Genomic DNA, 22783 nt, shown 5'->3' on the forward strand with positions numbered 1-22783 from the left:
CTTGCCGCCCGGCGGCGGCACCCAGACCATCTCCGGATCAAACCAAAGCTCAAGCGATCCGCGTCGCTTCAGCGCTTCATTGTAAGCCGACCAGTTCGTGGTCTTGTACCTCGTCGGGCCCAACTGCTCATACCCTCCAGCTATCATGCTGGATTCACACAGGGAATCCTTCACCCCATTTGTGCAACAAAACCCATCACGATGATACGATGGGCGAGATGCCCAGGTCAAAAAAACCGTTGACTCGATATGGAACGTTCCAGTAGTTGTTTGGAACGTTCCACTAAACTTTATGGAGCAGGGGGAGGATGACGTGAATTGGGCATTAATCGGCGCAAGCACCATAGCCGGCCAATACATGATCGGTGCCATCCGCGCGCAATCCGAGAGCGAAATTGAATGGGTGATCAGCGGCAATGCAGAGCACGCTGCTGCCTTCGCCACGACTCACGGCATTCCCAACGCGTCGACCGATCTCGATGCGGCATTGACCGACAACGGGGTCACTGCGGTCTACATTTCCTCGACCAACGAAAAACACTTCGCTCAAGCCAAGGCCGCGATTTCCGCCGGTAAGCATGTGCTCTGCGAAAAGCCTTTATCAACATTAATTGCTGAGGCGGCCCAGATGATCCAAGCGGCAGAAACCGCGGGCGTCGTTTTAGGAGTCAATCACCATCTGAGATGCGCGGGCAGCCACCGCACCATTCATGACTTGATCTCGTCAGGCCGGATTGGCCGGGTGCTGTCAGTTCGGGTGTTCCATGCAGTTCACCTGCCCGAGCATTTGCGGGGCTGGCGGCTGGACAGCCCAAGCGCCGGAGGTGGCGTTATTCCGGACCTGACCGTACATAATGCCGACACCGTGCGTTTTTTGTTGGGCGAAGACCCGCACAGCGTTACCGCGGAGATGGCTGCGACCGGCATGGGCAAGGGCGTCGAAGATTCGGCGATGTCGATCTGGACGATGCCATCCGGGGCAATGGTTTTCAGCCACGACAGCTTCAACCATCCACACGCCGTATCGGGCGTCGAGGTTCACGGCACCGAAGGTTCGATTCTCGCCCAGGGTATCATGGCGCAAGAACCAGTAGGCAGGATTGAATTGGTCACTGCCGAAGGCAGCGCGAATGTGCCGTTCGACAAGGCGGGCATATACGAAACCGCCGTGCGTGAGTTCGAAGGCGCCGTGGCACATGGTGCTGCGCCGGCCGCGACCGGGGAAGACGGACTCAAGTCCCTGCAGGTCGCGGAGGCTGTGCGAAGGGCGGCCGAAACCGGCACACGGCAAATGGTCAATTATGGAGTTGCAGAATGAACAAGGTCGTAGAAGCCGCCCAAGCTGCCGCGAGAATTCAGGATGACGCCATTGTAACGGTGTCTTCGTCATCGTCTCTGGGCTGCCCAGACTTTATGCTGAAGGCAATTGGTGAGCGGTTTGATACAGAGGGCCACCCGAAAAACTTGACCACGATCCACCCGATCGCTGCGGGTGATATGTACGGGGTCAAGGGCGTGGACCATATCGCCAAGGACGGTCTTCTGACACGCATTCTGGGCGGGTCTTACCCCTCCGGGCCATCGTCCAAGCCGATGCCCGAAATCTGGAAGATGGTCGTCGAAAACCGCGTTGCTGCCTATAACGTGCCATCCGGTGTCCTGTTCGACATGAACCGCGAAACGGCCGCGAACCGGCCCGGTGTACTTACCAAGGTCGGGCTTGGTACCTTCGTTGACCCACTCCGCCAAGGTTGCGCAATGAACGACATGGGTGCCGCGGCACCCATCGTCAAGCGGGTGGAGTTCGAAGGCGATACCTGGCTTCATTTCCCAAACATCGTTCCGAACGTTGCGATCCTGCGCGCGACGACCGCGGATGAGTTTGGCAATCTCACCTATGAGCACGAGGGCGCCTATCTCGGTGGGCTTGAACAGGCAATATGTGTAAAGAACCACGGCGGCCTTGTGATCGCGCAGGTCAGCCGCGTGACCAAGCGCGGTTCGCTTCGGCCGCACGACGTGCGGGTGCCAGGGCACCTTGTGGACTTGGTGGTCGTCGACCCGGATCAGAAGCAGACCTGTGAAACGCCATATGACCCGGCGATTTCCGGCCAAATTATGCGCCCTTGGGACAGTTTCTCGCTGCCTGAGCACGGGGTCGAAAAGGTCATCGCACGACGCGCCGCAATGGAGCTGGCACCCGGCATGACAGCCAACCTTGGCTTTGGAATCAGCGCGATGGTGCCGCGGATTCTGCTGGAGGAAGGCCGTCCGGAAGCAGTGACCTGGGCCATTGAACAGGGTGCCGTCGGGGGCGTCCCTCTGACCGGCTTTGCCTTCGGATGTGCGTCGAATGCCGATGCATTCGTACCTTCGCCGCAGCAGTTCATATACTTTCAAGGCGGTGGTTTCGACGTGTCCTTCCTGTCATTCCTTGAGGTTGATGAAGAAGGCAACGTCAATGTCTCGAAACTGGGCAAGAAGCCCTATTTGACAGCCGGCTGCGGCGGGTTTGTCGACATTGTATCCGGCGCGAAGAAGATCGTGTTCTCCGGCTGGTTTGAAGCTGGCGCACAGGTCGAACTCGCCGAGGATGGCATTCACATCGTTGCGCCGGGCAAATTCACGAAGCTGGTTCCGGAGGTCGAACACGTGACCTTTTCCGGCAAGCGCGCTCAAGAGCTAGGGCAAGAAGTGCTCTATATCACCGAGCGTTGCGTGATCCGGTTGACCGAGAACGGCCTGGAGGCAACTGAGATTATGCCGGGAATCGATCCGGGGCGCGACATCGTCGAGGCCTCGGGCGGCCGGGTCAAAATCGCTTCGGACGCGATCACATTGCCGCTCTCGCTTTTGGCCGATGCACCGATGGGTTGGGGACAATGAGCGCCGTCCACCTCATTCGTCACAAGCAGATTGCCGAGCTGCGGCTCGATAACCCGGGCAAGATGAATGCTCTGACGGTCGAGATGCTGGGTCACCTGGCCGGCCATCTTGACGCTATCGAGCGGGATTCCAAATTGCGGGCCCTAATGCTGACGGCGGAGGGCGACAAGGCGTTTTGCACTGGTGCAGACATCAATGGTTGGGGCGACCTGACCCCGGCAGAGTTCGCCCGACATTGGGTGCGCGATGGGCATCGTATTTTTGATCGTTTGGCGCGGATTTCGAAGCCCACAGTGGCCGTTCTGAATGGGCACGCCTTCGGGGGCGGCCTGGAACTGGCTGCGGCCTGCGACATTCGCGTAATGGCGCCGAAGGCAGCGCTTGCATTGCCAGAGGCCGGTGTCGGCATCGTGCCGGGCTGGTCGGGAACGCAGCGATTGATGCGACTGCTGCCTGAGCCAATGGTCAAGGAAATGGCGCTCTTCGGCCATCGCATCAAGGCCGACCGGGCATTGGCCTGCGGCTTCGTAGCCGCCGTCGAGGACGCCCCGCGACAAGCAGCCGAGGCCCTTCTGGACCGCGCGATCACTCTGTCTCCAAGGGCCGTCGAAATCTCCAAGTCGATGATCCATGCGGCCCAGTGCGAAGATCGCGGAGCCATGGTCGAGGCATTGGGCAGCGCGGCGATTTCCGCCACCGACGACCGCGATAAAGGCGTTGCTGCCTTCCGTGAGAAACGCAAACCGAACTTTTCCGGGGACTGACACGTGAAAGACCTAAACATCATTTCCGATCAAACCGCGACCATGCCAGATGCGCCTTATCAAGCGCGGCATTTCATCGATGGCAAGATGGTTGACAGCGCGGATGGCCACAAATCCGACCGGATTTCACCATCGCACGGAGTGCTTGTGAGCCAAGCCGCGCTCGGCACCGAGCATGACACCAATGCAGCAATTTCGGCCGCGCGTCGCGCTTTCGACGACGGGCGCTGGAGTGGGCTGTCTGGCAAGGATCGGGCAGCTGTGCTGAACAAGGTTGCCGACCTGATCGAGGCCAACGAAGAACGTCTTGCTGTCATCGAGACCCTTGAAAGCGGCAAGCCGATCAGTCAATCGCGCGGTGAATGTGGCGGTGCTGCCGACTTGTGGCGCTACGCGGCGTCGCTGGCGCGTACTAGCCACGGCGAGAGTCATAACGCCCTAGGCGATGACATTTTGGGCGTGGTCGTCAAGGAACCAATTGGCGTTGTGTCCATCATCACCCCTTGGAACTTTCCTTTTTGGATCCTCAGCCAAAAGTTGCCGTTCGCGTTGGCTGCGGGCTGTACCTGCGTGGTGAAGCCGTCCGAGGTGACACCTTCGACGACTGCTATGCTTGCCGAAATGCTCATCGAGGCGGGAATGCCAGCGGGTGTCTGCAATATCGTCCTTGGTTTCGGCGATCCGGTGGGTAGTCTGATGACCTCACATCCCGAAGTTGACATGGTGTCCTTCACTGGCTCGACCGCTGTTGGCAAAGCCATCACGAAGACATCGGGAGACACGCTGAAGAAGGTGGCGCTGGAGCTTGGCGGCAAGAACCCCCAAGTGATCTTCCCAGACGCAAACCTTGAAGACGCCGCCGATGCGGTCACGTTCGGCGTCTACTTCAATGTCGGCCAGTGTTGCAATTCATCGAGTCGCATCATCGTGCACGAAGATATTGCGCACGACTTCGTGGCCCGTGTGGTGGAGATGTCGCGCAAGGTGGCATTTGGCAACCCGATGAACCCGGATACTCAGGTCGGTGCCATCGTAACGGCTGACCATCGTGAGAAAATCGACAACTACGTGGCTGCCGCCAAGGAAGCCGGTGCCGAGGTTTGCCTCGGCGGCGGACCCTTGGTTGTGCCCGGTCTTGGCGATCAGTTCTACCAACCAACGGTGGTGCGCGGTGTGACGCCTGACATGGCGATTGCGCGCGAAGAAGTGTTCGGCCCGGTGCTTTCGGTCTTGACCTTCAGCACTTTGGACGAAGCAATCTCGCTCGCCAATGATGCGGAATACGGCCTCTCGGCCGGTATCTGGAGCGAAAACGTCCATACCTGTCTTGAGTTCAGCCGCCGCGTTCAGGCGGGCACAGTTTGGACAAACACCTGGATGGATGGCTTCCCGGAGATGACCTTCGGCGGCGTGAAACAATCCGGACAGGGCCGTGAAATCGGACGCTACGGATACGACGAATTTCTCGAGGTCAAATCTCTCGTCATGCGCATCGGGCGCACCCGGGAACATTGGGTCAAAAGTTCCTAACCAAAGGTTGGGGAGAAGAATGGCAACGCAACAGGAGGATATCAAATGCGTGGTTATAAACTGAAGACACTGGCGGCTACTGCCGCTCTACTTACGACGACCAGCTTGGCACATGCCGAAGACGTCGAGGTGCTCCACTGGTGGACATCAGGCGGCGAAGCTGCGGCACTCAACGTTCTGAAGGATGATCTGTCAGGACAAGGCATCGGCTGGCAGGACATGCCGGTTGCTGGCGGTGGCGGTACCGAAGCTATGACTGTACTGCGCGCACGCGTCACCTCCGGTAATCCGCCGACAGCTGTGCAAATGCTCGGGTTCGATATTCTCGACTGGGCCGAAGAAGGCGCGCTTGCCAACCTCAACGACGTGGCTGCAGCCGAGGGCTGGGACGACGTGGTTCCGGAAGCTTTGCAGGCCTTCGCCAAGCACGACGGCAACTGGATCTCGGCGCCCGTCAACGTGCACTCGACCAACTGGGTTTGGGCCAACAAGGCTATCCTGGATGAGCTTGGAATTGCGCAGCCGACCACCTGGGACGAATTCGTCGCCGCGCTCGAAGCCGTTGAAGCCTCCGGCAAGATTGCCCTGGCCCACGGTGGTCAGGCTTGGCAGGACGCCACGATCTTTGACGGCGTCGTGCTGTCCACCGGCGGCATCGATTTCTACCGGCAGGCTTTCGTCGACCTCGACCCAGAAGCTTTGGGTTCGGACACGATGGTCGAGGTATTCGACCGCATGGCAACCCTGCGTGGCCACGTAGACGAGAACTTCTCCGGTCGTGACTGGAACCTCGCATCTGCAATGGTCATCAACGGCGAAGCCGCATTCCAGATCATGGGTGACTGGGCGAAGGGTGAGTTCATCAACGCCGGGCAGGTGCCGGGTGAAGACTTCCTTTGCTTCCGTGTGCCTGGCTCCGAAGGAACTGTCAGCTTCAATGCCGACCAGTTCGCAATGTTTGGCGTGTCAGGTGACGATGCTGTGGCCGCGCAGAACGCGATGGCCGCGTCGATCATGTCTCCCGAGTTCCAATCCGCGTTCAACGTGGTGAAGGGGTCTGCACCTGCTCGTACGGACGTCCCGAATGATGCGTTCGATGCATGTGGTCAGCAAGCTATGGCTGATCTCGCGGCAGCAGCGGACTCTGGGACGTTGATTGGTTCCATCGCGCACGGTCACGCTAACCGCGCTGCGGTCAAGAACGCGATCTATGACGTCGTGACCGCTCATTTCAACGGCGAATTCGACTCGGCCGCAGCGGTCGAGGAACTCGTAACCGCCATCGAGATCAATCAGTGATCCTGAACTAAGCAGGGAGGCGCGCGGTTGCGCGCCTCCTTCTCCAGAAAGGAATCCGAAACATGACGATGACTGTTCCAAAGACGTCGGCACGCCCCACCAGACATGGTGGTGATTGGCTGCGCGACGCAATCCCGAAACTGGTTTTAAGCCCGAGCCTCTTTATCGTCCTGGTATTCGTCTACGGGTTCATCCTCTTCACTTTCTATCTTTCATTCACAGATAGCCGCATTCTGCCGTCCTACGAGATGGTTGGCTGGTTGAACTACGAGCGGTTGTTCAGGATCCGCGCCTGGGACATCGCGGTGGTGAATCTGCTGATCTTCGGGTCGCTCTATATCGTGATCTGCTGCTTGCTTGGTCTCTTATTAGCGATCCTTCTTGATCAGAAGATCCGCGCAGAGGGCTTTATCCGCACCGTCTACCTCTATCCGATGGCGCTGAGCTTCATCGTGACTGGCATCGCCTGGAAATGGTTCCTCGACCCCGGAATCGGTCTACAGGCCGTAGTGCGGTCCTGGGGGTGGGAGAGCTTCACCTTCACCTGGATCAAGGACAGCGACATGGCGATCTACACCATTGTCATCGCCGCCGTCTGGCAAACCAGTGGGTTTGTCATGGCAATGTTCCTGGCCGGCCTGCGCGGCATCGACAACGAGGTGATGAAGGCTGCACAGATCGATGGTGCTTCAACTGTCGCGCTCTACCGCCGGATCATTATCCCTCAATTGCGACCCGCTTTCATGTCTGCTTTCGTGGTGTTGGCGCATATGGCGATCAAGTCCTACGACCTGATTATCGCACTGACCGGTGGTGGGCCAGGTACGGCAACCGAGATGCCCGCGACGTTCATGTATTCCTATACCTTCACCCGCAACCAGATGGGGATCGGTGCCGCCTCGGCCACGATCATGCTGATGTCAATCGCCGCCATCATGGTGCCTTACATCTACTCTGAGCTAAGGGAGAAAAAGTGATGGCTGGTTCTTCTGCTACTCAACAGGTGATCCGCACAGGTGGAGGTGCACGCTTCGCAATCTACACCGTCCTGCTCATCTTCTGCCTATACTACCTTCTGCCGCTCTACGTGATGGTAGTGAATTCTCTGAAACCGCTGTCCGAAATCACCGCTGGCGGAATGATGTCACTTCCTAAGGATTGGACCACCGCACCGTGGTCGAGCGCGTGGTCAACCGCACAGGTCGGCGTCGAGGCGACAGGCCTGCGGCCCTACTTCATCAATTCGATCCTGATGGTCGTTCCTGCCGTGGCGCTGTCAACAATTCTCGGGGCTCTAAATGGTTTTGTCCTGACCAAGTGGCGTTTCCGTGGCGACACGATCATCTTCGGGCTTCTGCTCTTTGGCTGCTTCATTCCATTCCAAATGGTGCTAATCCCGATGGCGCGGATGCTGGGCCTCATGGGATTGGCCGGAACGGTGCCCGGCTTGGTTTTCGTGCACCTGGTCTACGGCATCGGGTTCTCGACGCTGTACTTCAAGAACTACTACCAGCAGTTCCCGAGCGAACTGGTGCGCGCTGCGATGATCGACGGGGCAGGGTTCTTCACGATCTTCCGCCGCATCATGCTCCCGGCCTCAGGTCCAATTGCGGTGGTCTGCATCATCTGGCAATTCACTAATATCTGGAACGACTTCCTGTTTGGAGCCTCGTTCTCAGACTTCGACAGCCAGCCTATGACAGTCGCACTCAATAACCTCGTTCAGTCGTCTACGGGCGTCAAAGAATACAACGTGCACTTTGCCGGGGCGATCCTGGCCGCACTTCCCACACTCTTCGTCTACATCGTCGCGGGCCGGTACTTCGTCCGCGGGTTGATGGCAGGCTCCGTGAAAGGATAATCAGATGGGTTTTCTCGATATCAAAAACGCAACAAAATCCTACGGCGCCGTAAAGGTTCTGCACGAGACCGACATCTCGGTTGACGAGGGCGAATTCCTCGTACTGGTGGGTCCATCGGGATGTGGAAAGTCGACCCTGCTGAACATGATTGCTGGACTTGAGGAAGTCACGAGCGGTGACATCGCAATCAAGGGTCGATCCATGACCGGGGTCAAGCCCGCTGATCGAAACATTGCGATGGTGTTTCAGTCCTACGCGCTCTATCCGACAATGAACGTTGGCCAGAACATCGCGTTCGGACTGGAAATGCACGGCGTGGCGAAGGACGAACGTGACAGCGCGGTGGAGAAGGTCTCGGAACTTCTACAAATTGGCCACCTGCTGGATCGAAAGCCTGGCCAGCTCTCAGGGGGACAGCGCCAACGCGTCGCCATGGGCCGCGCACTGGTGCGTGACCCTGATGTGTTCCTGTTCGACGAACCGCTTTCGAATCTCGATGCCAAATTGCGCGTCGATATGCGCACCGAGATTAAGAAGCTGCACCAGAAACTTGGAACGACGATTGTTTATGTCACCCACGACCAGATCGAAGCGCTGACGCTATCGACTCGGATCGCGGTGATGTTTGGCGGCCACGTTCAGCAATTGGGCACGCCGAAGGAAATCTATGACCGTCCCGCCAATATGTTTGTTGCAGGTTTCATGGGTTCGCCTTCGATGAACCTCTTTCCTGCAAACGTCGCCGAAAACAATGGTCAAGCCATTGCCAAAGTGGCGCTCGGGGATGGGTCGGTCGTCAGCCTACCGTTCCCAGAGCGCAGCAATATGGCCGGCCATATTGGACGCGAGATCGTTTTGGGCATTCGCCCAGAAGCGATCACCGATCCCGACGGTGCCGATCGCAACAGTCAATCTGTGCATCAGATCGAAGCGCTGGTCGAGGTGACTGAACCCGCCGGATCCGACACTTTCGTGGTCACGCATCTGGGCGGCAGAGAAGTCACTGGACGGTTTCGGGCGGATGTGGACGTTGAGACAGGGAAGGTCTTTCCTTTCGCAATTAACATGGAAAAGGCCGTCGCCTTCGATCCCAAGTCCGAAGAGCGGATATCCGCATGAACGACGATGCCGATATCATCATCATCGGCTCTGGTATGGGCGGCGCTACCACTGCCGCCGCGCTGGCCCCGACGGGCCAGCGAATATTGATCCTTGAGCGTGGTGAACACCTGCGGCCGTCGGCCCACGATCGGGACGACAGAGCGATCTTTGTCGAAGGTCGGTACCGTCCGGACGAGCACTGGCTCGACGGCGCGGGCAAGCCATTCAACCCGGGCAACTACTACAATGTCGGTGGAAACTCTAAGTTCTATGGCGCGGTCCTCATACGCTATCGCGCAGAGGACTTTGCACCGATCACGCATATTGGTGGTACAACCCCTGGCTGGCCGATCAGCTATGATGATCTCGAGCCCGAATATTGCCGCGCTGAGGAGCTATATGCCGTCAGGGGCCAGTTGGGTGATGACCCGACCGAGCCGCACCATTCAAAACCTTACCTTCACGGACCCGTTCCAGATGAACCTGCTATTGCAGAACTCCGAACGCGGCTGTCATCGGTGGGATTGCTTCCCGGGACCCTCCCTCTCGGTGTCGATCTCGACCGATGGCTATCGCGTGCCAAGACACCGTGGGACGCCTTTCCCGACACCAACGGCGGAAAGATGGATGCCGAAAGCGGTGGGCTGAAGACGGCGCTAGCGCATGACAATGTAAAACTGAGAACCAATGCTCGGGTAGTGCGCCTCAAGACCGGCAAAAAGAACTGCATCGCTGGCGTCGAGTTGGCCACCGGCGAAGTGCTTTCCGCAAGGATTGTAGTACTGGCTGCTGGTGCCGTGCAAAGTGCCGCACTTCTCTTAGCCTCTATGAATGAGGATCAGCCAAAGGGTCTGGCGAACCGGTCCGATCAAGTCGGCCGAAATTTCATGAACCACAATTGCTCTGCTGTCTTGGCCATGCATCCACTGCGCAAAAACAGCTCGGTCTATCAGAAGACACTGATGGTCAATGACTTCTACCTAACCGGCGGTCCCGGCGGCAAACCCCTCGGCAACGTCCAACTTCTGGGCAAGATTTCCGGGACGATCCTAGCATCCGCTTCACCACTCCCACGACCAGTCGCCAACTGGATCGCCGCGCGTTCGATCGACGTTTACGCCATGTCAGAGGATTTGCCGAATCCCAAGAGCCGGGTAACGTTGCAAAACGGCCAGATCAAGCTGAATTGGCAGCGTTCAAATTGGGAAACTCACAAGGCGCTGGTGATGACGCTCAAGCAGGCGCTTAGACGCGCAGGCTATCCCGTCGTCGTCTCTCGGCCATTCGACCGGCGAACACCCTCGCATCAATGTGGCACGGCGCGGATGGGACACGATCCGAACAATAGCGTCGTCGATACATTCTGCCGCAGTCACGACCACCCGAACCTGTTCATCACGGACGCTTCAGTGCTGCCGACTTCTGCAGCCGTGAACCCGGCATTGACCATCGCTGCGCTGTCGATCCGAGCCGCCGATCACATCCACAAAACTGACCTCGCGGCCTGACGGGGCGCTGCGATTTAAGGAGTTCCCAATGTCCAAGGGATACGATTTTATCATTATCGGCGGCGGGTCCGCGGGATCGGTTCTCGCCGGGCGGTTGTCCGAGGACTCGACAGCAGAGGTTTTGCTGCTTGAAGCAGGGGGCAGCGACCGCCACCCGTTCTATCACTTGCCGGCCGGATTCGCGAAGATGACCAAGGGCATCGGGTCTTGGGGGTGGGACACCGTTCCGCAAAGGCACATGCAGAACAAGGTGTTCCGCTACACCCAGGCGAAGGTGATCGGAGGCGGCTCGGCGATCAATGCGCAGATCTACACCCGCGGGAATGCACAGGATTATGATGACTGGCGTCAAATGGGGTGCGATGGCTGGGGTTATGATGACGTCCTTCCCTACTTCCGGAAGGCCGAAGACAATGAAACCTACAACAACCGCTTTCACGGCAAGGGCGGCCCGCTTGGCGTCAGTGAACCACGCGCACCTTTGCCTATCTGTGAAGCCTATTTCGAGGCCGCGGGCGAAGTGGGCATCCCGCGCAACATGGACATAAACGGGGAAAAGCAGGACGGCGTTTGTTACTACCAGTTGACACAGCGAAACGTCCGCCGATCGTCGGCGGCGATGGCCTATGTTGCCCCAAACCGCCACCGCAAGAACCTGACTGTCAAGCTCGGTGCGCAGGTCCGTCGGCTGATCGTCAAGAAAGGGCGCGCGACCGGCGTGGAGCTTGTCGACGGCACCCGGTTGACCGCGAATTCTGAAGTTCTGCTCTGCTCTGGAGCGATCGGTTCGCCCCGCCTGCTTCAGCTGTCTGGCATCGGTCCCGCCGGTCACTTGTCTTCGCTCGACATCGATGTGGTTTATGATCAACCTGAGGTCGGGTCCAACCTCCAGGATCACCTCGATCTTTATTGCATCAGCGAACTTTCCGGGCCCCACAGCTATGATCGTTATGCAAAGCCGCATTGGGCCGCGATCGCCGGTCTGCAGTACATTTTCGGGCGTAAGGGGCCGGTAGCGTCGTCGCTCTTTGAGACCGGCGGGTTCTGGTACGCCGATCCGGATGCCCGATCACCCGACATCCAGTTCCACCTCGGCCTTGGCACCGGGATCGAGCACGGCGTGGCGGCGATGCCCCAAGGCGGCGTGACGTTGAATTCATGCTACTTGCGCCCGCGCTCGCGCGGCAGTGTGCGTCTGCAACGTGACGATCCGGTCAAAGCGCCGCTGATCGATCCCAACTACCTGCAGGACCCGCTTGATCGCGAGATGTCGATCCGAGGCCTGAAGTTGACCCAAGACATCCTCGCGCAGTCGGCACTGAAAAAATACATCCTTGCCGAACGTTTACCGGGGCCAGACGTGAAGACAGATCAGGACTATTTCGACTTCATCTGCGAGCATTCAAAGACCTCGCACCATTGTGCAGGAACCTGCCGGATGGGCGCAGATGACGGAGCGGTGGTCGATATTCAGCTTCGGTTCAATGGGATCGAAGGGCTACGCGTGGTCGATAACTCGATCATGCCGACGGTGATTTCGTCGAACACAAACGCTGCTGCCATCATGATCGGAGAGAAGGCGGCAGATATGATCAAGCAACAGAATGGGATGGCGGATACATGATCAGGCATATCGTATTGATCCGGTTTCGGGGCGACGTTGGCGAAGAGAAGATCTCCGAGCTGTTCGATGAATTGCACGAGATCGAAGGGAAGCTGCCCGGACTGATCGCAATGACCTCTGGCCGAAGTGAAAGCCCTGAAAAAATGGAGCGGGGCTACATGCACGGTTTCGTCGCGGATTTCGCGGATTGGAATGGGTTGCAGGCCTATCAGGACCATCCCGATCACCAGGCTGTCGGAGCAAAACTGACGGAGCACGCGGAAGGCGGTAAGGACGGCATTTTGTGCTTCGACTTGCCGGTAGTCGATGACAAATCCTGAGAATTACGCCAAATGACTATTATGAAGCATAGACCAACGATCATAGATGTGGCGCGAACGGCCGGTGTCTCCAAGTCAACGGTCAGTCTGGTTCTGCAAAACAGCCCGACCGTGCGTGAAGAGACCCGCGCCGAGGTTCGAAAGGCTATGGCCGAGATCGGTTATGTTTATAATCGGGCGGCGGCCAACATGCGCCAGTCGAACGCGGGGTTGGTTGGTCTCGTCATCAATGATCTGCGCAACCCCTTTTTTACTGAATTCGCCACTTCGCTTCAAATGGCGTTGGCAGAGAAAGGCTACTCCGCTGTCATCGCCAACACCGACGAAAACCCTGATTTGCAGGAGCAGATGGTGGGGTCAATGATAGAGCATGGTGTTTCGGCCCTGCTTCTATGTCCAGCTTATGGTGACACAAAAGCAACCTTTGACGCGATCGCGCGGGCAGGCATTCCGGCCATGCAAATGCTGCGAAAAGTGGATGATCGGCTTCTAAAATTCCCGTTCATGGCACCGGATTACGACGCGGGCAGTCGACTGGCGACCCGACACTTGCTGGAGCAGGGCGCGCGCCGCGTGGCCTTCGTAGGCGGGCTAGACGGGCGGGCCGTCACCGAAGAGCGCAAGGCCGGATATCTTGAGATCCTGCAACAGGCCGGATTGGAGCCGCTGGTGATGACCGGGGCTGCCAGTCGGGAATTCGGGAGATCTGCCGCGAAAGTACTGACTGAAGAACACCCTGACGTCGATGCAGCCATTTGCTTCAACGATTTGGTTGCACTCGGGCTGGTGTCAGGCTGTCATGAAATCAGACGCGAAGTCGGACAAGACCTCCGAATTGTTGGGTTTGATGACATCGCAGAAGCTTCGCAGACTTATCCGACCTTGTCGTCGGTCAGCTGTGACATCGAAGCTCTTGGGTCCGAAGCCGCATCCGTCGTCGTGTCCTGGTTAGAGGGCGGCACGACCCCGCCGCCGGAGATCCGGTCAGATGTGAGCTTGTCGGCGCGCGCGTCCAGCACCTCGTAGCCTGGCGCTTCGCCAATCTGCCAGTTCAGCGACTGTGTCGGCATTCGCAAACACCGTGAAGGATTCATCGAATGAGTGTATTTGTCGAGGTTGCGAACCTGGGCGTCGTGCCCGTTATCGCTATAGAAGACGCTGCATCCGCCCTGCCGCTGGCTGACGCCCTACTGGAAGCAGGGTTGCCGATCGCAGAGATCACACTTCGCACACCTGCGGCCTTGAATGTCATCGAGGCCATCGCACGACATAGACCCGAGATGTTGGTCGGGGCGGGCACCGTTCTGACAGAACAGCAAGTGGATGCTGTGGCCGATGCCGGTGCACGGTTTGCACTGTCGCCGGGGATCGACGCGGCCACCCTCGAACGCGCCTCGGCACGCAATTTGCCATTTGCCCCGGGTATTGCGTCCGCGTCGGAGCTTCAGGTTGCGCTTCGGGCGAACTGCGAACTGGTCAAATTTTTTCCCGCGATGGCGGTCGGCGGTGTGGAGATGTTGAAGGCAATCGCTGGTCCGTACTTGCATACAGGGATCGGGTTCAATCCCACAGGTGGCGTGAGCCTGTCCAACATGGTGGATTGGCTTTCCTACAGCCCGGTTCGCGCCGTCGGCGGGTCTTGGATCGCTGGCACCAAAGACATTGCCGAAGGGAACTGGTCGAAAATCTCGAACAACGCGGCAGAGGCGGTCGCGAAGGCACAGGAATTTCGCGGGCAATCGAAGTCCGAAAACAAATCGTGAAGAAAATGAAAAGAATGGATCTGAACCAACCAATGATGTCTCGCGTGGAAACTGGCTTAGGGTTCATCGTGGCCCTTGACCAGAGCGGTGGATCAACACCCAAGGCCTTGTCGGCTTACGGCGTCGATGCCTCCGAATGGGACGGCGACAACGAGATGTACGAGCTGATCCACGCAATGCGTAGCCGGATTGTCCAATCGAAAGAATTCAACTGTGATCGGGTTATCGGAGCCATCCTGTTCGAAGACACCATGAACCGGGCGATTGACGGTGTTCCGACTGCAAAGCTCCTGTGGGAGCGCAAGGGCGTCGTGCCTTTCCTCAAAATCGACAAGGGGCTGAACTCGCCGCCGACGACGTGCAGCTTCTCAAGCCGATCCCCGATCTGACTGACTTGCTGCAGCGTGCGGTCCCGCACGGGATCTTTGGGACATAGCAGCGTTCGGTCGTTCATGGGGCCAATCGAGACGGCATCAGAAAGGTCGTTGAACAGCAAATGGACCTCGCCCACGACGTTCTGAGCCACGGTTTGATGCCGATCATTGAGCCTGAAATCGACATCCACATCCCCGACAAGAAAGAGGCCGAAAGCATTCTCCTGGACGAATTGCTCAGCGGGCTTGGTCGGCTGCGCGAAGATGGCAGTCGAGTGATGTTGAAAGTGTCACTTCCCACCGAGCCAAATCTGTACAAACCGCTCCTCACCTATCCGAGGGTCCTGCGCGTCGTCGCCTTGTCGGGTGGATATTCGCGCGATCAGGCAAACGCAAAGCTCGCCCGAAACAGTGGCGTAATTGCGAGCTTCAGCCGTGCCCTGGCGGAAGGGCTCTCAAGTCAGCAGACGGAGGCCGAGTTCGACACGCAACTTGGCGCGTCGATCGGATGCATCTATGAAGCTTCGACGTCCAGCTAGGATCGAACAATGACCCGCGTTTTTGAACGCGGGTCACGCTGGCACAGGTAGCCCAGTGGTATGGTCGGTTTAATCTCTTACGCGGTATCAAATTCGCTGTGGTAATCAATCAGTCTCTGAATCTCGCTGCGTGCGCCGAGCATGACTGGCACGCGCTCATGTGGCGAGTTTGATTTGATATCCAGAATGCGCTGGCGACCTGTCGTCGCCATTCCTCCTGCCTGTTCAATTAGAAAAGCCATCGGGTTCGCCTCGTAGAACAGACGAAGCTTTCCGCCGAGTTCGGCGTTCTTGCTGTCCTTTGGGTAGATGAAAACGCCACCTCGCAAGAGGACACGGTGAACCTCTGCAACCATCGATGCGATCCAGCGCATGTTGAAATCCCGGCCACGCGGGCCGGACTCGCCCGCGATGCACTCATCGATGTAGCGTTTTACGGGCGGCTCCCACCACCGCGCCCGTGACGCATTGATGGCGAACTCGGAGCCATCTTCCCGGATGCGGAGGTTTCGCTGCGTCAGGCGGAACTCGCCAATGTTGCCGTCCAACGTGAATGCGTTCACGCCTTCACCAGTCGAAAGGACCAACATCGTCGACGGCCCATAGAGCGCGTATCCCGCCGCGACCTGTTCATATCCTGGCCGCAGGACCGCATCGTACGACTCTTCTTCCGGCGTCTCGTCCAAGCGAATGATCGAGAAAATTGAACCCATCGAAACATTTACGTCGATGTTCGACGACCCGTCCAGCGGATCGAATAGCAGCACATATCGGCCTTTCGGGAACTGTGTCGGAATGGGATAAACCTCGTCCATCTCTTCCGAAACCATAGCCGCAAGGACACCGCTGAATTCACACCTGCGAAGAAAAATGTCGTTGGCGATGACGTCCAGCTTCTTCTGGGTTTCTCCTTGGACGTTTTCGGTGTCCAGATTGCCCAGGACATCGGCCAGTGCGCCGCTCTTCAGCGAGCTCGACACCGCCTTGCAGGCTGTTGCGACACTGTGGAGCAATGTCGTCAGGTCTCTGTCTGTGTCAAGGCGGCGCCGTTCTTCGAGAAGAAACTGAATGAGGGTCAGGGATTGGTCGGGCACGAGGCACTCCTGTTTGCACGCGTATTCAGCCTGCTTTGATCGACGGGACCGAGTTCTTGGGAATGCGGGCGCCAAAATGGCAAATTGTGGCCGCCGCCATGTGCTGGCCATGGGCAACGGCCGTGGGTGGGTCGATGTTCAAAAGTCGTGCGGCCAGATAGCCGGCGTTAAACGCATCACCCGCGCCAGTGGTGTCGCGGATGTCCGCCACTTCCGGCGTTGGGATCGCATATTTCTGACCATGAGCGAAAAGGGAAACGGGGCCATGGCCGTTTTTAACTGCCACTTCGGCCACGCCATATGACGTGAACCGGTCAAGCGTTCCGTCGGGATTGGCATCGCCCCAGTGGGTGTGCTCGTCATCGAAACTCGGAAGCGCAATGTCTGTCACGCTGAGAAACGCACGGATTGACGATTGGATGTCCTGATCCGACTCCCAGAGCGCGGGGCGGATGTTGGGATCAAACGAAACACGTGCTCCTCCTGCACGTGCGTCAGTCAAAACATCAACTAAGTTGGACCGAGCCGTTGAGGACAGGATGGCAACGGTGATCCCTGAAAGGTGGATCAAGTCCGCATCCTTGATTGCCGCGGACAGTGCGGCTGGATCATCTGCGAGGCTCCGGGCGGCGGCTTCGTTGCGCCAGTAGCTGAAGCTACGCTCCACGCCATCCAGCTCGATCATATACAAGCCCATTGTGCGTTCGTCGTCGCGCCCGATGCCTGAAGTGTCCAACCCATCAGCATTCAGTTCCGAAACAAAAGCCTCGGACAGCTTGTCTTTCCCAACACGCGTCACGAAACCGACGTGTGCCGCATTCCCGAGCGCCATTCCCAAGTGCCACAATGTATTGAACGTGTCGCCGGCAAAGCCGCGCCGGTAGAGTCCATCCCCGACGGGCGCCATCTCGACCATTACTTCGCCGATCGCAACTGCTGTCTTTATCTGCGTCACGCGTCCCCCAGTTCGTAGATCGCGCCCGTCAACCACGCAGGCCAATCACGCTCGAAGAACGATTTTTCGGATTCGTCGAACTGTCGGTTTTGCCGTCTAGAGATCCGGATTTTATCCTCCTCCAGACGGACAAGGATCTGCTCCGACATGTCCTCTTCAGTTTCGCTGCGAAAACGATAGTCGGGCAGGGGGCCTGTTCGCGCTTCGGGGATTGCGTCACCCGCTGGTTCACAGATCGCGCGGGCGCCGCGGCTGCCACCGCCGCCTTCAATGTAGTGATGAAGCGCAGCCAAGACCGCCTCGGATGACAGCGCCATCTGCTGCCATTGCAATGCACGTCCAGCCTCGCTTGTACGGCCGAATGCAATGCCGCGCTCCCGGATCGTTTTATTCAGCTCCATCGCGTCGGCGAGCGCCTGAGACACCTCGGAGGGCGTGCACAGGATACCCGCCTTGTCGCTCATCCGTGCCTGAACTTCATCGCGCACCGATTTCAGATCGACGCCTTCTTGAGGGCGCAGCATGGCTTCGATCTTGGCGACAGCAGATCCGATTTCATCGTCGGCGGTACCGTGCATCGCGTCGCGCGCCCTACCACTTGCCCCGAGATGTTCGGCGACCCGCGTTCCAAAGACCTGACCTGCGTTCAGGGCAGAGCCACCGGGCCGCGTCACACCGTGCGTGCCGGCCGCTTCACCGACGGCATAGATTCCGGGCACATTGGTGCGGCCCCAAATATCGACCGAAACCCCACCATTCATGTGCTGGTTATTAACCGCGAACTCCAAGGGTTCGGCGGCGATATCGACTTTGTAGCGACGATAGAGCTCGATCGCGAGCGGGTTCATGTGCCGTAACCGGTCAATCGGCAAGTCATGCGTCGCACCGGCATTGCGCAAATACTGGCTGACGTCGTCATCCAACCGATCAAGGCTGAATTCTTGATCTCCCGGTACTGGCAGTGGGTTGCGGTTGAAATCCATGAACACGCGGCGACCTTTCTGGCCCTCGCGGAAGATCGCCAAGTCGGCAAGGCTTGATCCGAATTCGAGCATTCGGCTGGCATGGAACGGCCATTGGTAGCCTTTGCGGAAGATGTTCGAGGCCATCTCTTGCGTTGTGCGATAGTAGTCGGCGAGGAATTGGTGCTCGGCACCGTCTGCATCGACGGAGTAGATGTGCGGGATGACCTGCACGTAAGTCCCAGACAGGTTCCAGGGGAACCCCTCGCGACGCGTCCCGATGCCAAACTGGCTTTCCGTAATGTTCACCAGTTCCAGCCCTGCCTCCAAGGCCATGCCGAGTGATCCAAAGCAACCGTTCGGAAAGACACTGTCGCGGTAAAGCTCGCCTGGGCCACCGGCGGCCAGAACCACCGAATTTGTCAGGAATGCCACCAGGCCAAACGGATTCTCATCCGACCGCATCTTTGGGCGCATGCTTAGAACGCCTATGACGCGCTGTTCTGCGCCGTCGCCTTTTGTCAGTAAGCGCACAGCTGTCGTCTGGTTGAACAGCGGGATATCCAATCGAAGCGCCTCGCGCGCCAGGACCAGTACCATAAGGCGCGAGGTCCTGGGGCCGCAGCTCGTGGCACGGCCAACTTCGTCATGATCGGTCTGGTAGCGCAGCGTTCCACCCAAGGGATCCTGCGGCAGAGGCAGGCCAAGATACTGCAGTGAGGCCATCGCGCGTACTGAACCGACCGCCTCGATATAAGCGGTGTCCTCGTCCATCGCGCCGCCAGCGCGGATTGCCCGGGCCATCGCCTTGAAGTCGTCGCCCTGGTCGGCTGTGTTTGCGGTGTGCAGCGTCTGCTTGTCGGACCCCGAACAGGCAGAGGTACCACCCCACGCGCTTTGACTGATGATCGCAACATCGCCGCCGCGTCGCTTCAACTCGACCGCAGCACGCAGTCCGGCGGCACCGCTGCCGACCACAATACATCCTGAACGATGCACAGGGATCTGGTGCGTGCCCGCCTGAACGATCTGGTCAAATGGGGCTCCCGCGGGCAGCCGCGGCATCTCAACATCTGTCAGTGCATCGAGTATTTGCTGAGAGACTTTTATCGTCACGTTGCTCGCTCCTTCACGTCGATCTTAGGAGATTTCGACCCAGCGCTGCGCCTTCGACGAATCCATACAGGCGTCGACAATCTGACAGATGTGGTGACCGTCGTCGAAAGTTGGCCAAATTGGTGTGTTTGTCGAAATGGACCGAATGACCTCAGCGACTTCGATGATCTTGCTTTCATTATAACCCAGAGCAAAGTTCGGCAGAGGCAAGAAGGCGCGAAAGGTATCGTGCTCCGGGCCAACGTCGATCTCTCGGAAGCCGCGCCGTCCGTTCGGGTCATCATGGGAATAGAACCGCAGGCGGTTCACTTCGTCATAGTCATACGCGAGGCTGCCCTTAGTGCCATAAACCTCATAGGTCTGGCGAAATTTGCGCCCTGTTGCGATGCGACTGAAATCGACGATACCACGCGCACCGTTTTCAAACCGGCATAGCAGGTTGGTGCCGTCGGGATTCGTGATATCGCGCCATTCTTCGTCACCTGACAATTGCGTCTCTTCGCCGTATCCAACTCCATCAACAACTGGCCGTTTATCAGTCGCTATGAAATTGTCGGCGATCACTGCGCTCGTTCGACCCAAAAGGAAGTGCATGATGCTGAAGACATGAGAGCCGGTGTCCCCCACAATGCCCGTCGGTGCCAGTGACCCGTCGGCTCGCCACATATAGGGCGCAAGCGGATCGCCATAGACGTCAACGTGCTGGCAGCCCTTGAAGAGTTTTATGTCGCCGATGTCGCCGGAAGTGATGATGTCGCGAGCTACATCGTGGACAGGGTTACGTGGGAAAGCGTGACCGACGCGGGTGATGACGCCTTTCTCGCGAGCAATATCCGCAAGCTCGCGGGCCTCGCTTGCTGTATCTGCTAGCGGTTTTTCGCAATAGACATGCTTCCCAGCAAGGAGCGCTGCCTTGGCGACCTCGTAGTGCAAGCTGTCGGGCAGGCAGATGTCGATCAGGTCGATCTCTGGATCGTTTACAGCTTCTTTCCAGGACTGCAGGATCTTGGCGCCGGGCGCCCTAAAACTCAGCTCACCAGCTGCTTGCGGATTTGCCTCCACCAACGCGGCAACATGTGCCGTTCCGTTTCCTTCCCCGAAGAAATGCGGAAACGTTTGGTAGGCCATGGTATGGACTTTCCCCATCCACCCAGACGCACCAAGTACCGCGACATTGACCTTGACCACGACAATCCCCCTTTGTTTTGCTGTTTAGGCTTCTGGAACGTTCCAAAACTAGTTAGTGGAACGTTCCAAGTAAGTCAAAATTTTTTTCCGGTTTCTTGGCCAGCTACCTAGCCTTCCCTAAAAGCGGTTCTCCAGGATGGGAGACAAAGTTGATGTATCGGGGCTTTGTTGCACAAATGGGGTGAAGGATTCCCTGTGTGAATCCAGCATGATAGCTGGAGGGTATGAGCAGTTGGGCCCCGACGAAGTACAAGACCACGAACTGGTCGGCTTACAATGAAGCGCTGAAGCGACGCGGATCGCTTGAGCTTTGGTTTGATCCGGAGATGGTCTGGGTACCCTTGCAGTTACCCATAAATAACTGGCCGCGACGTTGCGATTTGGGCTCCTTCTAGGAGATCGGCGAGACGGGAGAAGCCTCGCCATATGACGGTGGTTCCCGGTGGCGGATCGGAAGCGCGGTCGAGATAGCCTCCGAGCCGCGCAACCGCCCTGACATAGAACTCAAGGTCGTGCGGTGGCTGGCGCTTTCTGACCGGCGTTGCGTGTTCAAGCAGGTGGCGCTCGTCGTTTGTGAATACCGTAGCAGGGTCCGATGCCGGTGTCTCGCGACTGAGCATTGTCAGCCATGACACCCGCCAGGCTACCACGCAACAGAGCGCAATGCAGTTGGCCAGGCGATCGGCCGTGGCGAGGCGCAGCTCCTCGATCCGGCAGCCGGTTTTCAAGGTCCGGAAGAAGGTCTCGATCTTCCAGCGCATGGCGTACCATTCAAGTTTGTGCACGGCGTCCGCGTGGTTCGTCACTGGCAGGTTTGTGATCAGCTTCCAGAAGACGGGCGCTCGGCCCTCCGGCGGGTCGAATTCCTCGGCGTGGATGATCTGGAGCTCCTGATGTCGCTATTTCCACTGTTTTCCGATCGGTGGTCGGACGGTCATCGTGGCGTGCCGGACCGACAGTACGGCGCGGTGATCCTTGCCCTGCGCATCGTGGAAGCGGACCTCGTGGGTGCCGCTGGACTGCACCTGCGCCATCACCCTGGCAATGGTCGTACCGCCATCCCCAGCCAAGCGGTCGACACAGCTCCGAACGAGGAAGTTCGTTCCGAGCTCTTCGGCCAGGCAATTAAGTTCGTAGATGTCGCTCTCCCGGTCGCCGATATGCACACAACGCTCCGGCGCGTCCGTCAGTTCGGTGGACAGGCGCAGATTGTCAAGCCAGCGCATGCTTTCCTTCTGGTCGATCGGCACCCGGGTTGGGTTGATCTTGCGATTGAGCGCGTCGCACCCCTTGAATTGGGCGCGCGACCAGAACTTTGCTGCCGTCAGGCCAAGCGGAAGCCCGTCTGGCGTGATCGCCAGACTGGTATGCATCAATAGCCCGCAGACCCTGTATTTCTGATGGTGCCGGTCCCTGCCTTTTGGGCCGGTTGCTATCTTGGTGAACCCGATCTTCTCAGACGCGGCGCGCTTGAAGGAGAACTCCGTGGTATCCTGCAAGATCAGGATCGGACCCTCAATCGCATGAATACGCAAGGCAGAGGCGGCGAAATGCCCCTCCAGAATCTTGTCTTCGCTGACATTACCGTTGGAGAAGAACCGGTAAGCGGCTTTGGTATTCGACCAGTCCTGGAACGCCGTGGGTAGTGATTTCCCTGGCCGTTCCCCGAGAGCCTCCAGCATTGCTCCCAGTCGCCGGTTCAGCCGGGCGTCACCCAGGTCACACCCGGACGTTTCCGTTTCCACCCAACTCCGCCCCATGCACGCACCTCAATCGTTTGGTGCCACATGACGAATCATGACCAGCTCAAATCGGGCAAGACCAAGGTTTGTGTCTGATTCAATTCGCCACACCACTTATGGGTAACTGCAAGCTGGGTGCCGCCGCCGGGCGGCAAA

The 22783-nt window shown here is 58.2% G+C and carries 19 protein-coding genes and 3 pseudogenes; 15 read left to right on the top strand and 7 right to left on the bottom strand.

All coding sequences use genetic code 11. The features are described from left to right. Positions 1 to 131: pseudogene (locus ACR0M9_RS20200) on the bottom strand (IS5/IS1182 family transposase); the annotation flags it as partial. Between the two features lie 161 nt (positions 132 to 292). Here ACR0M9_RS20200 and ACR0M9_RS20205 point away from each other — a divergent pair. The 14 genes and pseudogenes from ACR0M9_RS20205 (at position 293) to ACR0M9_RS20270 (ending at position 15570) form a co-directional block, all read left to right on the top strand. Further along, on the top strand, positions 293 to 1318 hold the full coding sequence (locus tag ACR0M9_RS20205) for a Gfo/Idh/MocA family protein (protein ID WP_480547626.1): 1026 nt from the start codon (positions 293 to 295) through the stop codon (positions 1316 to 1318). Beyond that, positions 1315 to 2886 (top strand): acyl CoA:acetate/3-ketoacid CoA transferase, encoded by a 1572-nt coding sequence (locus tag ACR0M9_RS20210; RefSeq protein WP_480547624.1) that lies wholly within the window; start codon positions 1315 to 1317, stop codon positions 2884 to 2886. The genes ACR0M9_RS20205 and ACR0M9_RS20210 overlap by 4 nt, the downstream gene beginning before the upstream one ends. Beyond that, the gene (locus tag ACR0M9_RS20215; protein WP_480547622.1) at positions 2883 to 3650 is read left to right on the top strand and encodes an enoyl-CoA hydratase/isomerase family protein; all 768 of its coding nucleotides are present in this window, start codon (positions 2883 to 2885) and stop codon (positions 3648 to 3650) included. Before ACR0M9_RS20210 ends, ACR0M9_RS20215 begins: the two co-directional genes overlap by 4 nt. 3 nt (positions 3651 to 3653) lie before the next feature. After that, on the top strand, positions 3654 to 5180 hold the full coding sequence (locus ACR0M9_RS20220) for an aldehyde dehydrogenase family protein (protein WP_480547620.1): 1527 nt from the start codon (positions 3654 to 3656) through the stop codon (positions 5178 to 5180). 45 nt (positions 5181 to 5225) lie between these two features. Continuing rightward, positions 5226 to 6479, top strand: a complete 1254-nt coding sequence (locus ACR0M9_RS20225; protein WP_480547618.1) for an ABC transporter substrate-binding protein — start codon at positions 5226 to 5228, stop codon at positions 6477 to 6479. Between the two features lie 62 nt (positions 6480 to 6541). Continuing rightward, positions 6542 to 7456 carry a carbohydrate ABC transporter permease gene (locus ACR0M9_RS20230; protein ID WP_480774492.1) on the top strand — a complete coding sequence of 305 codons (915 nt, stop codon included), beginning with the start codon at positions 6542 to 6544 and terminating at the stop codon, positions 7454 to 7456. Continuing rightward, entirely contained in the window at positions 7456 to 8340 is an 885-nt protein-coding gene (locus tag ACR0M9_RS20235; protein WP_480547614.1) for a carbohydrate ABC transporter permease, read from the top strand. Before ACR0M9_RS20230 ends, ACR0M9_RS20235 begins: the two co-directional genes overlap by 1 nt. 4 nt (positions 8341 to 8344) lie before the next feature. Beyond that, complete coding sequence (locus tag ACR0M9_RS20240) at positions 8345 to 9460, top strand: ABC transporter ATP-binding protein (RefSeq protein ID WP_480547612.1); 1116 nt, start codon at positions 8345 to 8347, stop codon at positions 9458 to 9460. Continuing rightward, positions 9457 to 10950, top strand: a complete 1494-nt coding sequence (locus tag ACR0M9_RS20245) for an FAD-dependent oxidoreductase (RefSeq protein ID WP_480547610.1) — start codon at positions 9457 to 9459, stop codon at positions 10948 to 10950. The genes ACR0M9_RS20240 and ACR0M9_RS20245 overlap by 4 nt, the downstream gene beginning before the upstream one ends. 28 nt (positions 10951 to 10978) lie before the next feature. Next, positions 10979 to 12574 (top strand): GMC family oxidoreductase, encoded by a 1596-nt coding sequence (locus ACR0M9_RS20250; protein WP_480547608.1) that lies wholly within the window; start codon positions 10979 to 10981, stop codon positions 12572 to 12574. Continuing rightward, entirely contained in the window at positions 12571 to 12894 is a 324-nt protein-coding gene (locus ACR0M9_RS20255; protein WP_480547606.1) for a Dabb family protein, read from the top strand. The genes ACR0M9_RS20250 and ACR0M9_RS20255 overlap by 4 nt, the downstream gene beginning before the upstream one ends. 21 nt (positions 12895 to 12915) lie before the next feature. Then, a complete protein-coding gene (locus ACR0M9_RS20260) occupies positions 12916 to 13920 on the top strand; it encodes a LacI family DNA-binding transcriptional regulator (RefSeq protein WP_480547604.1) in 1005 nt (334 codons plus the stop codon). Between the two features lie 71 nt (positions 13921 to 13991). Further along, positions 13992 to 14657, top strand: a complete 666-nt coding sequence (eda, locus tag ACR0M9_RS20265; RefSeq protein ID WP_480547602.1) for a bifunctional 4-hydroxy-2-oxoglutarate aldolase/2-dehydro-3-deoxy-phosphogluconate aldolase — start codon at positions 13992 to 13994, stop codon at positions 14655 to 14657. A gap of 14 nt (positions 14658 to 14671) precedes the next feature. Beyond that, a pseudogene (locus ACR0M9_RS20270) lies at positions 14672 to 15570 on the top strand (fructose bisphosphate aldolase). 77 nt (positions 15571 to 15647) lie between these two features. On the opposite strand, the gene ACR0M9_RS20275 reads toward ACR0M9_RS20270, so the two are convergent. The 4 genes from ACR0M9_RS20275 to ACR0M9_RS20290 are packed head-to-tail and all read right to left on the bottom strand — an operon-like array spanning position 15648 to position 20885. After that, entirely contained in the window at positions 15648 to 16664 is a 1017-nt protein-coding gene (locus ACR0M9_RS20275; RefSeq protein ID WP_480547600.1) for a class 1 fructose-bisphosphatase, read from the bottom strand. Between the two features lie 25 nt (positions 16665 to 16689). Further along, entirely contained in the window at positions 16690 to 17619 is a 930-nt protein-coding gene (locus tag ACR0M9_RS20280) for a sugar kinase (RefSeq protein ID WP_480547598.1), read from the bottom strand. After that, on the bottom strand, positions 17616 to 19697 hold the full coding sequence (locus tag ACR0M9_RS20285) for an FAD-binding protein (protein ID WP_480774493.1): 2082 nt from the start codon (positions 19695 to 19697) through the stop codon (positions 17616 to 17618). Before ACR0M9_RS20285 ends, ACR0M9_RS20280 begins: the two co-directional genes overlap by 4 nt. Positions 19698 to 19721: 24 nt before the next feature. Further along, the gene (locus tag ACR0M9_RS20290) at positions 19722 to 20885 is read right to left on the bottom strand and encodes a Gfo/Idh/MocA family protein (RefSeq protein WP_480774494.1); all 1164 of its coding nucleotides are present in this window, start codon (positions 20883 to 20885) and stop codon (positions 19722 to 19724) included. Positions 20886 to 21109: 224 nt separating this feature from the next. On the opposite strand from ACR0M9_RS20290, the pseudogene ACR0M9_RS20295 reads away from it, so the two are divergent. After that, positions 21110 to 21220 (top strand): annotated as a pseudogene (locus tag ACR0M9_RS20295) (IS5/IS1182 family transposase); the annotation flags it as partial. Positions 21221 to 21232: 12 nt separating this feature from the next. Here the strand turns inward: ACR0M9_RS20295 and ACR0M9_RS20300 are convergent. Beyond that, complete coding sequence (locus ACR0M9_RS20300; protein ID WP_480774496.1) at positions 21233 to 21766, bottom strand: IS4 family transposase; 534 nt, start codon at positions 21764 to 21766, stop codon at positions 21233 to 21235. A gap of 18 nt (positions 21767 to 21784) precedes the next feature. Next, positions 21785 to 22645: an IS4/Tn5 family transposase DNA-binding protein gene (locus tag ACR0M9_RS20305; protein WP_480774495.1), complete on the bottom strand. Its 861-nt coding sequence runs from the start codon at positions 22643 to 22645 to the stop codon at positions 21785 to 21787. Positions 22646 to 22783 lie beyond the last annotated feature (138 nt).

The organism is Ruegeria sp. CH2, assembly GCF_056537065.1.